This is a genomic window from Gilliamella sp. B3482 (assembly GCF_026536805.1).
Taxonomy (GTDB): Bacteria; Pseudomonadota; Gammaproteobacteria; order Enterobacterales; family Orbaceae; genus Gilliamella; species Gilliamella apicola_E.
In genome coordinates, this window is record NZ_JAFNNL010000001.1 from 91,885 (window position 1) to 106,998 (window position 15,114).

Consider the following 15,114-nt stretch of genomic DNA (forward strand, 5'->3'; position numbering starts at 1 on the left):
TTCGCTCATTTGCGTTAACTTTTGTAAATAGGTTCTAAAAAGGATCTAGTTTATAATTGGTTAACTATTGTTTTAATTAAATATATCGCAATTATAAATCTTTAAAATTAGAACAATTGATCCTTGAAAATTTTATTTTAGGGCTTTGAATTAGAAATTTAGTGAGTTTGATATTTGAATAATTTTTTAAGTAAAATTTAAAACCTCAAAAACCCCACTCCTCAACTTTTTTGCGATAAAAAACCTCAAAAATAAACCCGCCGAGGCGGGTAATTCAAACGTCGCTTAGCCCCAAAATCGCTTTTTATGGCTAAACGACGTTGACTCGTTGAGTCAGCTTGCTTTTAATCACCTAATACTATTTTTTATCACCCCCCACCCCCAGTCTAAGGATTAAGGACGAAGAAATAAATACTAAGGATGGGAGCATAGTCCGTAGTAGTTGTTGTTGGTGTAGGTCCCATGCACGTAACCGTATTGTGAGTCCACGGTAAACTGTTTACTACCAAACGGTTCACTAGTCCAGTGCCAACCGCTGTTGAAGCCAGCGCCTGAATAATAATCCATTGTGCCCCACTCCGAGAAAAAGCCAGAACCTATATGACGCGTGTAAAGATTATTAGGCGAGGAAGGGCTGGCCCCGACTGAACCACGACACCTAGAATCATAATAGGAGCCAGGCGGACAAGATGCATTGGTTAAATCCCTTACGCGAGGCATCCGATAACCAATACTATTACACCAAGATAAGGTTTGAGGATACCTGTCCTTTTTAGAACCTCGGTTGACGAACCACTGCTTCAAAGTAAAACCATATTTAACAACAGAAGTACCATTATTATCACGACCGACCAACTCGAAGGTCTGAGGCAAAGTAGGTTTAGAAATAGAAATAGGACTGGATGAATTATGCTGGGATTGAGTAGCGTAAGGACCAGTTAAAGTAACACGTACGCTTGTAGCTGTAGGATTAGACATTGTGACGGTGATACCACCCAGAGAAACTGGAGACCAAAACAATGGCTGACTAACACCACTAATGAGTAAATCAAAGTACAGTTTGTTAGCGCCAGTAGTAGGAAAGTTTCTACCGTAAGAGGATGGGCCAGTTGACTGAGGAATAAAACCATTAGCAGGGGCCCACATCGAAGCTGGGCCAGCATAATTATCTGAACCCCAACTCAAACTAGGAGTGGCAAAACAAACCACAGGCGAAGCCTTAGGATTAACATAATAAGTCACATAACTAGCACGGAAATCACTATGATTAGGAACCCCATAACGTGTGGATAATGTACCGTTAGTACTAGATAAGGTAACCTTATAAGGTGCCTTACAAATCTCTGGCACGGTACTACGTGATACAGCTTGATTGTTTTTATCGACGATAGATAAACTTAAACGACCTGTAGCAGTAACACCAGAATCACCATCATCATCACCCCAATAATTATTAGGAGGACCGATAAGTGTACTTAAATCGACTGAATTAGTATTAGTTGGGACCAACATACTTATATCAGCAAAACTCTGACCCGCAACCGGCAAGGAGATTGGGGTTATATATGAAAGATTGGTTGATGGCATATATTGCGTACCATCAGATAACGTAATCCCAAGCAGACCGTTAGCATCAACCACACGAGTACGACCACCGTCGAAAGTCAGATAAGGTGCAGTACCCTGTATCACATTCCTAGTTGTCTGTGATGTCAATGCGTGCCCCGAAAAAGGAAGGAAAAAGACCACGAAAAAAACAATTTGCCGGGATAATTTGGGAAATGATCGAAAACAGGATCTGAAAGAGGATCCGGAAAACGACCGGAAAAAGGATCGGAAAAAAGATCGAGAAGAGGATCGCGGAAGCGATCGCGCGAAAATTCGCAGAATTTCACTTGATTGCGTGGAAAAATAAGTTTTAGTGAAAAATTTAAACTGGGAGTTGGACTTAGACGAATTTAAAAGATAGGTTGGCCATGTTGCCTGTTGCCTGTTGCCTGTTGAAAATTATAATGCATTTTAGACTACCTTGTCAAGTAATTTTTTGATTTATTTACAATTTTATACTTTTATATCAAATTTTAGCCTTGTAGCTAAAACCGTGTAAAAAGTATAGTGATTGGAAAAACACGATGCAACACTTTTTTTCGCTCATTTGCGTTAACTTTTGTAAATATGTTCTAAAAAGGATCTAAGTTATAATTTGTTAACCAATGTTTTAATTGAATATGTCGCAATTACAAATTTTTAAAATTAGAACAATTGATCCTTGAAAATTTTATTTTAGGGCTTTGAATTAGAAATTTAGTGAGTTTGATATTTGAATAATTTTTTAAGTAAAATTTAAAACCTCAAAAACCGCACTCCTCAACTTTTTTGCGATAAAAAACCTCAAAAATAAACCCGCCGAGGCGGGTAATTCAAACGCCGCTTAGCCGCAAAATCGCTTTTTATGGCTAAACGACGTTGACTCCTTGAGTCAGCTTACTTTTAATCACCTAATACTATTTTTTATCACTCCCCCCCAGCCTAAGGATTAAGGACGAAGAAATAAAAACTAAGGATGGGAGCAAAGGCCGTAGCTGTAGTCGTAGTCGTTGTCGTAGGCCCAACCCACGATACCGTTGTATGTGTACACGATAAACTGGTTACTACCATTCCGGTCACTAGTCCAGAGCCGATTGTTGGTGAGGCCAATGGTTGTATAATCAAGCATACGACCCCACTCAGTGAAAAAACCAGAACCTATATGACGCATATAATGATTATCCCGTGAGGAAGGGGTGGCGCCAGAGATAGCAGGAGATTCTGTACGAACCGCGTTGGTTAAATCCCTTACGCTAGGCATTCGATAACCAATACGATTACACCAAGATAATGTATTAGAATAAGTGTCAGATATAGTACCTCGGTTGACGAACCACTGCTTCAAAGTAAAACCATATTTAACAACAGGAGTACCATTAGTATCACGACCGACCAACTCGAAGGTCTGAGGCAAAGTAGGTTTAGAAATAGGACCAGGATTGTTTGACCAATGCTGGGATATGGTAGCATAAGGACCAGTTAAAGTAACGCGAACGCTTGTAGCAGTAGAATTAGACATTGTGACTGTGATACCACCCAGAGAAACAGGAGACCAAGACAATGGCTGACTACTACCACTAATATCTAAATCAAAGTACAATCCATTAAGACCTGTAGTAGGAAAGTTTTGACCGTAATAGAGAGGGTCTGTTTTTTGAGTGAGAAACCCCCTATCAGGGTCCCACATCGAAGCTGGGCCAGCAAAATCCCAAGATGGGTCATAAGGATCATCACCAAGCTTACCATACATTAAATTAGGTCTGACGAAACAAACCACAGGCGAAGCCTTTGGATTGACGTAATAAGTCTCACTACGGGCACTGAAATCACTACGATTAGGAACGCCATAACGAGTTGATAATGTACCGTTAGTACTGGATAACTTAATCCTATAAGGTGCGTTACAAATTGTTAACACGGAATTACGTGATACCGTTTGACCGTTTTTATCGACGATAGATAAACTTAAAGAACCTGTAGCAGTAACGTCTGAATCACCATCATCATCCCCCCAATAATTATTAGGAGAACCGATAAGAGTACTTAAATCGACTGAATTAGTATCAGTAGGAACGAACATACGAATATCAGCAAAACTCTGCCCCTCAACCGGCAAGACGATTGGGGTTGTAGATGATAAATTGGTAGAAGGCGTGTAATTAGTTCCGTTAGATAGTGTAATCCCAAGCAGACCGTTAGCATCAACTGCACGAGTACGACCACCGTCGAAAGTCAGATAAGGTACACTACCCTGTATCGCATTCCTAGTTGTCTGTGATGTCAATGCATGGCTGGAAAAAGAAAGGAAAATAGCCACGAAAAAAACAATCTGACGGGATAATTCGGAAAAGGATCGAAAACAGGATCTGAAAGAGGATCCGGAAAACGATCGGAAAAAGGATCGAGAAGAGGATCGCGGAAGCGACCGCGCGAAAATTCGCAGAATTTCACTTGATTGAGTAGAAAAATAAGCTTCAGTGAAAAATTTAAACTGGGTGCTGGACTTAGACGAATTTAAAACATAGGTTGGCCAAGTTGCCTGTTGCCTGTTGCCTGTTGAAAATTATAGAACATATGCGACAATCCTGTCAAGTAATTTTTTGATTAATTTACAATTTTATATTTTTCTGCTAAATTTTAGCCTAGTAGCTAAAACCGTGTAAAAAGTATAGTGATTGGAAAAACACGATGCAACACTTTTTTTCACTCATTTACGTTAACTTTTGTAAATAGGATCTAAAAAGGATCTAGATGATAATTGATTAAACGCTGTTTTAATTAAAGATTATCATCATTACAAATCTTTAGAATCACTGTTATTCATCCTAAAAAAATTATTTTAGTATTTAAAATAGTGGTTATGATCATTTAAAAGTTTTAAGTGAAATCTAAAACCTCAAAAACCCCGCTCCTCAACTTTTTTTGATAGAAAAACACAGCTACTAAAAAGCGCCACAGTTTAAAGCGGAATTACTTATTTGAGACAACATTGCAAAGCAGAGTTTAGAACCCCAAAAACCCCGCTCCTCAACTTTTTTTACTGAGTACACTAATTATGAATAATAACTTATCCCTAACAATTTAGCTATCTCTTGATTTTCAGCTAGCTGTTTTGGTTCTGCATTAAATATGACGTTTCCATTTTCAATAACCACACAGCGGGAAAAATGGCTAAGTGACTCATCCAGATAATGCGATACCATCATTAAGGTCAGATTAAATTCACTACAAACCTGATTAACCAATGCCAACATTTCAAAGCGCAGAGCTTGGTCAAGAGCAGAAAATGGCTCATCTAATAATAATATAGGACGATGTTGTATAAGACAGCGAGCCAAAGCCACGCGTTGCCGTTGGCCACCTGATAGCTGTTCGGGATAGCGATGGTTAAAGCCTTCCAGCCCGACACGAACCAGTATATCATTAATAGTCGTTTGTTCAGCTCGACTCAGTTTTAATGTTGGCTTAATGCCTAAAGCAATATTTTGTTCAACCGTTAGATGGCTAAATAAGTTATTTTGTTGAAATAGCATCGATACAGGGCGTTTACCGGGTAACGTTGTTGTGACATTTTGGTTATTTAAAATGATTTGTCCTGATTTAGGAAAGATGAACCCCGCAATCAAGCTAAGTAATGTACTTTTGCCCGCGCCACTTGGTCCGACAATAACAACCCGCTCTTTAGCCGCAATATTTAGCGTAAAGTGCATGTTGAAGTTGTCATATTGATATTCAATTTTTTGAAGTTCGATCATAATCCATCACAACCAATAAACTAAAAGATAAAAGTAATAATATCGCGGCTGTCACGATACTTTCTTGATAATGATAATGCGATATCTGTTGATATAAATAATAAGGTAACGTGGTTACCGACTGCCCGCCAAACAGAGCTATTACCCCAAAATCGCCCAATGACAATATGGCAGCAAGGGCAAAACTCATCAGCATAAGACTTTTTAACCCCTTGAAATCGACCAAATAAAAATGCGTTAAACCATTGATATTAAGGGTTTGGGTTAATTGCCAATAGCGTGCCGTAATATCATACATCGGCGTAGCTAAATTTTTAAGGATGAAAGGTAACGCCATTAACCCATTACAAACCATAATTAATAAGCAGATAAAAACAGTGTTATGACTAAAACCGAATAACAATAAAAACAATCCCGATGCTAATACCATGTTTGGTATAGCTAATATCAAGGAGGCAACCATCATAAGCCGATTACTTAATTGACGTTGTTGGTTAATCAATAGTCGGCAATTGGTCCATAGCAAAAGTAACCCAAGTAACATCGCTATCATAGCCGAACCTATAGCAATAAGGATTGAATAGAGTAAGGCTTGTTGCAACATCGATGTGAGTAATGAGATTTGGAAAAAATAGAAACCTTGAAAAAGTATAGTAATCATCGGGGACAATATAAATAATCCCCCTATTACGATAATTATCATACTAATCATTTTTAACCAATTGGTTATCGGTAATTGATAGTTGGAGTGACTAAATTTAACACTCAGCTTTCTATCATTTCTATTTATTTTCTGCATCAAGCTGATAAAAACAATACAGCAAACCAACTGCACGCAAGATAGTAATGCGGCTTGTAGTAGATCAAAGTCTCGCACCGCTTGATAAATAGCCACTTCCAGCGTGGTGTATTTTGGACCACCACCCAATGCAAGCACTATGGCAAAACTCGAAAAACAGAGCATAAAAATAAGTGCTGCCATAGGCAATATTTGTCTACGAAGTAACGGCCATTCAAGTAATTTAAAATAGGTAAATGTTGAAAAATTAAGTTGTGCCGCTAACTGTCTTTGTTCTATAGCAACACTGTTTAATGTTTTGTAAAAGAGCACACAAGCATAAGGAAAATTCAAAAAAACATGAGCCAACAAAATACCTTGCAAGCCATAAATGGGAAATGAAAATGGGATATGCAGTACTTGGCAAATGTAAGCCAGTAAACCTTGTTGCCCATATACCGACAACAACCCTGTCACAACCACTAAAGCGGGTAAAATAAAGGTAATTGGCATTATTTTTATCAGTAACTTTTTACCTTTAAAATCAATAAAAGAGAGCGCCTTAGCCATTAATATTGCTGATGCCAGCGAAAGTATTGTCGATAACAAAGCTTGATAAAAAGTGATCCAAACAATATGAAGCACATAACTATCAAGATAAATCGTCAAATTTCCTGACTCTAAGGCAAATCGCCAAATAGCAATAAGTGCCGAGCTTAAAATAATGAGTATTAAGCTCGCTGCACTCATTCCGGGTAATAACGATTTAAATTTCAACATTGGCGATACGGATCTATTTACTAATTGCCGATTGCCATTCTCGAATCCAAGCTTTTTGATGTTTTTCAATCTCTGCTGGCTCAAATTCTAACGATTTATTGACCGAATTAATTTGCGCAAAGGCATTAGGTAGATCCGTTTTGATAATCGGATACATCACATTTTTCTCAGCAAATTGGTGTTGGACTTCAGGTGTCAGCAAATAACGTAAAAATTGGCGCGCTAGGTCAATTTCTTGACTGTATTTAATAATTCCGGCTACTTCAACTTGACGATAGTGCCCTTCATCAAAAATAGCTGCTTCGTAGTGATGCTCGTTTTCATTAATGATATGTGCCACTGGCGATGTACTGTAACTAAGTACAAAATCCGCTTCGCCTTTTAAAAACATACCATAAGCTTCGCTCCAACCTTTGGTGACCGTCACCGTATTTTTAGCGATTTGTTGCCACGCTTCTGCTGCTTTATCTCCATAAACTTTTTTTACCCAAAATAGTAAACCAAGTCCTGGTGTACTGGTTCTTGGATCTTGGTAGATGATTTTCCAACCGGCTTTATTTTCAACCAGTTCATGTAAAGAATGAGGTGGATTTTTGACTTTGTTATTATTGTAGATAAAAGCAAAATAACCAAAATCATAAGGCATAAAACTATCATCCCACCAATTGGTGTTGAGATTGTCGGGTTTAGCGATTTGATGAGGAATAAGAATATTCGCTTGTTTGGCTTGCTCTAATAGGTTGTTATCTAACCCTAAAATAACATCCGCATTCGTTTTATCGCCTTCAAGGCGAATACGATTTAAAACTGACACACCATCACCTAATGTCACAACCTCAAGTTGGCAATTGCACTGGGCTTCAAACCCTTTTTTGATTGCCTCGCCGGGTCCCCATTGTGACATAAATGAATTATAGCTATAAACCGTCAAAGTGGGCAGTTCTGCATTGACTAATGGGCTAAAAAGTGAAAATAGAAAAATAACAGGTAGTAAAAAGTTTTTACGAAACATTTTGCCTCCAAAGAAATAGGTAAAAGACAAAAGGTTTGAGCAGATATAATAACTCAAATCCCTCCGCTGGCATTATCCAGTTCAGGTTCGACGAGTTATGTCAGTCAATCTGACACTCTCAGCCCACTAGGGCACCCCGTTGAGAACGGTATTAGTTTAGAGGCTGAAGGTATAATTGTAAATAGTTACCCTCAACGGTTGCCTGCAAACTTATCTACGATTTTGGAAGAGAATAACTGCCCTTGATCAATCTGATAGCTTGATAAAATTCTCGCTTAGCCCCATTTTTAATCGGAAAATCGATTTCTCGCTCATGTAAGGGGTGAGTGAGTTTTGCATATTCATCCAAAAGGATATTTTCACCATAATTATCATACTATTTTGTCAATTGTGAATCTGATTTCTTGTAGATGGCCTTGAGCAAACATCAAAGTTGAAAAGAGCAAAAGGATATTGATAATCAGGTAGTTAAATAAATTTCGGCACCTGTTTTCTCTTTATTTTTTTATCTATTTTATAATTAAGTTAATAAATTACATCTAAATAAAAAAATTTTCATTTATAAAAGAATCAGCTATTTACTTGTCCTTAACTAATCCCACAGTGACAATTTATCAATTTATCAGTATTATATTGGGCATTTTATTTTAATCGATTAGGTTCAGTGTGAATATTCAACAACTATTAACACAACGTGTTTCTCAAGCAATGATTATGGCGGGTGCTGATAAAAACTGCGACGCTTTAATCAAGCAATCAGCTAAAGCCCAATTTGGTGACTACCAAGCAAATGGTATCATGTCTACCGCTAAAAAATTGGGAATGCCGCCACGAGCATTAGCTGAAAAAGTTTTACAACATCTTGATATTGATGATATTGCCGATAAAATCGAGATCGCCGGTCCTGGTTTTATTAATATTTTTTTAAAAGATAGTTGGATTGCTGAACAAAACGAAGTCGCGCTAAATAGTGATAAACTGAATATTACTTTACCAGCCAAACCACAAACTATTGTGGTTGATTACTCTGCACCAAACGTAGCAAAAGAGATGCACGTCGGCCATTTACGCTCAACTATTATTGGTGATGCTAGTGTCCGAGTATTAAGCTTTCTTGGTCATAATGTTATCCGTGCCAACCATGTTGGTGATTGGGGAACCCAATTTGGGATGTTAATCGCCTATCTTGAAAAAATGGAAAACGAACATGCCAATGACATGGAACTTTCAGATTTAGAATCGTTCTATCGTGCAGCTAAAAAACATTATGACGAAGACGAAGCCTTTGCCGAAAAAGCCCGTAATTATGTCGTAAAACTTCAAGGTGGTGACCAATATTGCCGTGAAATGTGGCGAAAACTGGTGGATATCACCATGACACAAAACATTGCCACATATAAACGCCTTAATGTCACCTTATCGGTTGAAGATACAATGGGCGAAAGCATCTATAACAGTATGCTACCAGGCATTGTTGCCGATCTAAAACAGAAAAAATTAGCGGTTGAAAGTGACGGTGCCATCGTCGTATTTCTAGATGAATATAAAAATAAAGAAGGCGAACCAATGGGCGTTATTATCCAAAAACGTGATGGTGGCTATCTTTATGCAACAACCGACATTGCCTGTGTAAAATATCGTTACGAAACACTCCATGCTGAACGTATTTTATATTATACCGATTCACGTCAACACCAACATCTAGAACAAGTTTGGGATATCGTGCATAAAGCAAAATATGTACCAGAATCCTTAAAACTTGAACACCACATGTTTGGTATGATGTTAGGTAAAGACGGCAAGCCGTTTAAGACTCGCTCAGGTGATACCGTAAAATTAAATGACCTGCTTGACGAAGCAACAGAGCGTGCAGAAGCACTCATTAAAAGTAAAAATCCCGATCTTTCTCCAACAGAACTTGCCAAAGTGATTGATGCAGTAGCGATTGGCGCAGTGAAATATGCCGACCTATCCAAAAATCGTACCACCGATTATGTTTTTGATTGGGATAACATGTTGTCATTTGAAGGCAATACTGCACCATATCTACAATATGCCTATACACGCGTACTGTCGGTGTTTAGAAAATCAAATATCAACGAAGATAGCTTAACTGGTAATATCAATTTAGGCACGGATAAAGAGCGAACATTAGCAATTCGATTAATTCAATTTGACGAAACCGTTTCAACCGTTGCTGCAGAAGGCACACCGCATGTGCTATGCGCCTATTTGTATGATATCGCCACCCTATTTTCTAGCTTCTATGAGCACTGCCCAATTTTGGCAGCCGAAAATGAAGACTTGAAACATAGCCGTCTAAAACTGGCATCTTTAACAGCAAAAACCCTTAAAACCGGTTTAGATATGCTTGGTATTAAAACGGTTGAAAAAATGTAACAAAACCAGCCACCGATATTGTTCAATATCGGTGGTATATCGCCACTTAAAAACATCTTAAAAATTTCAGCGTTTAAAATTGAGGGGAGTTTTATAAAACGAAATTTATCCCCAAAAAATCCTCAACTTTTTGATATAAAATCACAACTAAACGCCACAGCTTAAAGCTGGATTATTCATATAAAACAATATTAAAAAGTAGGATTTAGAACCCCAAAAACCCCGCTCCTCAACTTTTTTTGAGATAAAAAAATGCAAAAATAAACCCGCCGAGGCGGGTAATTCAAACGTCGCTAAGCCACAAACTCGCTTTTTATGGCTAAACGACGTTGACTCTTAGCTTACTTTTAATGACTCAACACTATTTTTTATGCCCCCCGCCCTAAGGATTAAGGACGAAGAAATAAAAACTAAGGATAGGCACAAAGTCCGTCGCTGCCTAAGAGGCTCTGCCTCACCACATTACCACGCTGCGTACCCACGATAACCTGGTCACGACCAATGGAGTCACTAGTCCAGAAAAAAAGTTCGAAGGCGGTGCCAACGGTATTATAACCCCACTCAGTGAAAAAACCCGAACCTATATGACGCATAAAACTATTACCAAATGAGGAAGGAGTGGCACTAGGTACAACTAAATCTTTACGAACTGCATTGGTTAAATCCTTTACGCGAGGCATTCGATAACCGATACCATTACACCAAGATAAGGCAGGAGAATAATTGCCATTCCAAGAAACACGGTGGACGAACCACTGCTTCAAAGTAAAACCATATTTAACAACTGGATTACCTTGACCATCACGACCGACCAACTCGAAAGTCTGAGGCAAAGAAGGTTTGGAAATACGACTAGGATTGTCTGAATTAATCTGGAATCTAGTAGCGGAAGGACCAGTTAAAGTAACACGAACGCTTGTAGCTGTAGAATTAGTCATTTTAACTGTGATACCACCCTGAGATATTGGAGGCCAAGACAACGCCTGACTACTGCCACTAATAAGTAAATCAAAATACAATCCATTAGCACCAGTAGTAGGAAAGTTTTGACCGTAAGAGGATGGCTCATTTGACTGAGTGAGAAAACCCTTAGTAGGGTCCCATATCAAAGCTGGGCCAGCATAACCACCTGAATTAGGTCTGGCAAAACAAACCATCGGTGTAACGTTAGGGTTGATGTAATAAGTTACACTACTTGCACTGAAATCACTACGATTGGGAACGCCATAACGTGTAGATAATGTGCCGTTAGTACTTGATAAGGTAAACTTATAAGGTGCCTTACAAATTGTTGGCACTGTACTACGTGATACAGATTGACCATATTTATCGACGATAGATAAACTTAAAGAACCTGTAGCAGTAATGCCAGAATCACCATCTTCATCCCCCCAATAGTTATAAGGCGGACCGATAAGAGAACTTAAAGCGACTGAATTAGTATTAGTAGGGACCAACATACGAATATCAGCAAAACTCTGACCTGCAACCGGTAAGACGATTGGGGTTATAGATGAAGAATTGGTAGAAGGCGTATAATGTTGACCATCAGATAGTGTAATACCAAGCAGATCGTTAGTATTAACAATACGAGTACGACCACCGTCGAAAGTCAAATACGGCGCACTACCCTGTATCGCATTCCTAGTTGTCTGTGAAGTTAATGCGTGCCCCGAAAAAGGAATAAAAAGAGCCACAAAAAAAACAATCTGCCGGGATAATTGAGAAAAGGATCGAAAAAAGGATCGCGCGAAAATTCGCTGAATTTCACTTGATTCAGTAGAAAAATAAACGTCAGTGGAAAATTTAAGATGGGAGCTGAACTTAGACGAATTTAAATTATAGGTTGGCCAAGTTGCCTGTTGCCTGTTGAAAATTATAGAACATATGCGACAATCCTGTCAAGTATATTTATGATTTATTTAATATTTTTTTATTTATTGTTTTAGCTATCCCGCTAAAATTATGTAAAAAGTATAGTGACTGAAAAAACACGGTGCAATACTTTTTTTACTTTAGATCGTTAACTTTCGTAAAGATTTTTATGAAAAACCATGATCAGAAAATGACTACCTATTGTTTTAATTGTAAATATAGCATTTACAAAACTTTAGTAATTATAATTATTGATCCTGAAAAATTTTATCTTAGCATTTAGAATTAATGATGTTGATCATTAAATAATTTTTAAGTGAAATTTAAAACCCCAAAAACCCCGCTCCTCAACTTTTTTTGCGATAAAATACCTAAAAAATAAACCCGCCTAGGCGGGTAATTGAAGCGTCGCTAAGCCACAAAATCGCTTTTTATGGCTAAATGACGTTGACTCGTAGCTTACTTTTAATCACCTAATACTATTTTTTATCAATCCCACCCCCGCCCTAAGGATTATGGATTATGGATTAAGGACGAAGAAATAAGAACTAAGGATAAGCACAAAGCCCCGGGTGGGGATAAGGATAGGAGTACCCATTCACATGACCGGAGTTTGTTTGCACGACAAAATTGGTATCCTGGGCATTACCATAGACATAGGGGTCACTAGTCCAGTGCCAATGGCTGATGAAGCCAACGCGATAGTAAGACATAACGCCCCACTCCGAGAAAAAGCCAGAACCTATATGACGCATAAACTCATTTCCTGGTGAGGAAGGGGTGGCACTAGGTACGACTACACCAGGATAAGTATGAACAGCGTTGGTTAAATCCTTTACGCGAGGCATTCGATAACCAATACTATTACACCAAGATAAAGTATTAGGATAAGTATCAGCCTTATCACCACGGTGAACAAACCACTGCTTCAAAGTAAAACCATATTTAACGACAGGATTACCTTGACGGTCACGACCAACCAACTCGAAGGTCTGAGGCAAAGATGGAGTGGGAACACGACCAGGATTGTCTGAATTATGCTGGGATGTGGTAGCGTAAGGACCAGTTAAAGTAACACGAACGCGTGTAGCAGTAGGATTAGACATTGTGACTGTGATACCACCCTGAGAAACAGGAGACGAAGACCAAGACAATGGCTGAAGACTACCTCTAATATTTAATTCAAAGTACAGTCCATTAGCGCCAGTTGTAGGAAAGTTTAAACCGTAATGTGATGGGTCAGTTGACTGAGGGATAAAACCACCTCTAGGGTTCCACATCGAAGAAGGACCATCTATACCACTATTCGAAGCAGGTCTTACAAAACAAAGCACCGGCGTAGTCTTAGGAATTACGTGATAATACGCATTACGAGCACTGAAATCAATACGATTAGGAACACCATAACGTGTGGATAATGTACCGTTAGTACTGGATAATATAATAACATAAGGAGAATTACAAGCCATTAACACGGAATTACGTGATATAGCTTGATTAAATCTATCTAAGATAGATAAACTTAACGAACCAGTAGCATTAATGTCATTATCACCATCATCATCCCCCCAATAATTATAAGGTGGACCGATAAGTGTACTTAAATCGACTGAATTAGCACTATTAGGAACCAACATACCAATATCAGCAAAACTCTGCCCCTCAACGGGCAAGACGATAGGTCTTGAATCAGATGAAGTATTCGTAGAAGGCGTATAATGTGTACCATCAGATAGTGTAATCCCAAGCAGACCGTTAGCATCAACAACACGAGTACGACCGCCGTCGAAAGTCAAATACGGCGCACTACCCTGTATCGCATTCCTAGTTGTCTGTGAAGTCAATGCGTGACCCGAAAAAGGAAGGAAAAAGACCACGAAAAAAACAATCTGCCGGGATAATTTAGAAAAAGATCGAAAACAGGATCCGAAAAAGGATCGCGAAAAGGATCTGAAAATGGATCCGGAAAACGATCGAAAAGAGGATCGCGGAAGCGATCGCGCGAAAATTCGCAGAATTTCACTTGACTGCGCAGAAAAATAAACGTCAGTAAAAAATTTAAGATGGGAGCTGAACTTAGACGAATTTAAATTATAGGTTGGCCAAGTTGCCTGTTGCCTGTTGCCTGTTGAAAATTATAGAACATGTACGACAATCCTGTCAAGTAGTTTTTTGATTTATTTGAAATTTTACACTTCTAAGCTACGTTTTAGCCTCGTAACTAAACCGCGTAAAAAGTATAGTGATTGGAAAAACACGTTGCAACACTTTTTTCGCTCATTTGCGTTAACTTTAGTAAATAAGATCTAAATAGGATCAAAATGATATTTGGTTAATTGCTGTTTTAATTGAAGATGTTGCAATTACAAATCTTTAAAAATGTGATTATTGATCCTGAAAATTTTATCTTTGAGTTTAAAATCAATGACGTTGATCATTAAATAATTTTGAAATGGAATTTAGAAGATCAAAAATCCCACTCCTCAACTTTTTTATTAAAAAGATTATCCGTTTTCAACGCTTTTAAGCTGTCTTTAGATATTATTTATTGGGATTAAGAATATTGTGTAGAAGGCGTTCACTGGGTTTAATGATTGTCCAATATTGTTGAGATTTTCTAAAAGTCTGACTAATTTTTCTGAATCTCACCTTGATTAGTAAAAATTGGTGTTAAATTTGGTGTGTTGAGTTTGGAATTAACCCTTTTATTGTTTTGTGCTGATAAATTATTAAATTTGCAGTCAATACAATATTGTGACGGTATAGACTCCTCAATTATTTTTACATTGATGATGTTAATCTCATTTTTTCGACTCTCGTTAATTATTATTAAATAATCAGTTAGCTAAGTTTGGGTTAGTTGTTTAGAAACTATAGACTATTTTATGATGATTTGGTTGGGTTAAAATCTCAAAAATAATACTTTA

Annotated in this window: 8 protein-coding genes and 1 riboswitch; of the genes, 1 reads left to right on the forward strand and 7 read right to left on the reverse strand. The window is 38.0% G+C overall.

The genetic code is table 11. The features are described from left to right. Positions 1–414: 414 nt before the first annotated feature. The 5 genes from J3U18_RS00520 to thiB form a co-directional block, all read right to left on the reverse strand. The gene (locus tag J3U18_RS00520) at positions 415–1,716 is read right to left on the reverse strand and encodes a hypothetical protein (RefSeq protein ID WP_267352651.1); all 1,302 of its coding nucleotides are present in this window, start codon (positions 1,714–1,716) and stop codon (positions 415–417) included. Between the two features lie 841 nt (positions 1,717–2,557). Continuing rightward, positions 2,558–3,904, reverse strand: coding sequence for a hypothetical protein (locus J3U18_RS00525; protein ID WP_267352652.1), 1,347 nt, complete (start codon positions 3,902–3,904; stop codon positions 2,558–2,560). 736 nt (positions 3,905–4,640) lie between these two features. Continuing rightward, on the reverse strand, positions 4,641–5,342 hold the full coding sequence (gene thiQ / locus J3U18_RS00530) for a thiamine ABC transporter ATP-binding protein ThiQ (RefSeq protein WP_065562860.1): 702 nt from the start codon (positions 5,340–5,342) through the stop codon (positions 4,641–4,643). Continuing rightward, positions 5,320–6,900, reverse strand: a complete 1,581-nt coding sequence (thiP, locus tag J3U18_RS00535; protein WP_267330908.1) for a thiamine/thiamine pyrophosphate ABC transporter permease — start codon at positions 6,898–6,900, stop codon at positions 5,320–5,322. The genes thiQ and thiP overlap by 23 nt, the downstream gene beginning before the upstream one ends. A 13-nt stretch (positions 6,901–6,913) precedes the next feature. Then, positions 6,914–7,912 (reverse strand): thiamine ABC transporter substrate binding subunit, encoded by a 999-nt coding sequence (thiB, locus tag J3U18_RS00540; RefSeq protein WP_267331371.1) that lies wholly within the window; start codon positions 7,910–7,912, stop codon positions 6,914–6,916. Between the two features lie 40 nt (positions 7,913–7,952). Next, positions 7,953–8,061, reverse strand: a riboswitch (TPP riboswitch). Between the two features lie 517 nt (positions 8,062–8,578). Here thiB and argS point away from each other — a divergent pair. After that, a complete protein-coding gene (argS, locus tag J3U18_RS00545; protein WP_065562857.1) occupies positions 8,579–10,312 on the forward strand; it encodes an arginine--tRNA ligase in 1,734 nt (577 codons plus the stop codon). A gap of 410 nt (positions 10,313–10,722) precedes the next feature. Here the strand turns inward: argS and J3U18_RS00550 are convergent, their stop codons facing one another. Further along, positions 10,723–12,009 (reverse strand): hypothetical protein, encoded by a 1,287-nt coding sequence (locus J3U18_RS00550; RefSeq protein WP_267352653.1) that lies wholly within the window; start codon positions 12,007–12,009, stop codon positions 10,723–10,725. A 726-nt stretch (positions 12,010–12,735) separates the two neighbouring features. Continuing rightward, complete coding sequence (locus tag J3U18_RS00555) at positions 12,736–14,031, reverse strand: hypothetical protein (RefSeq protein WP_141673896.1); 1,296 nt, start codon at positions 14,029–14,031, stop codon at positions 12,736–12,738. Positions 14,032–15,114: the final 1,083 nt, after the last annotated feature.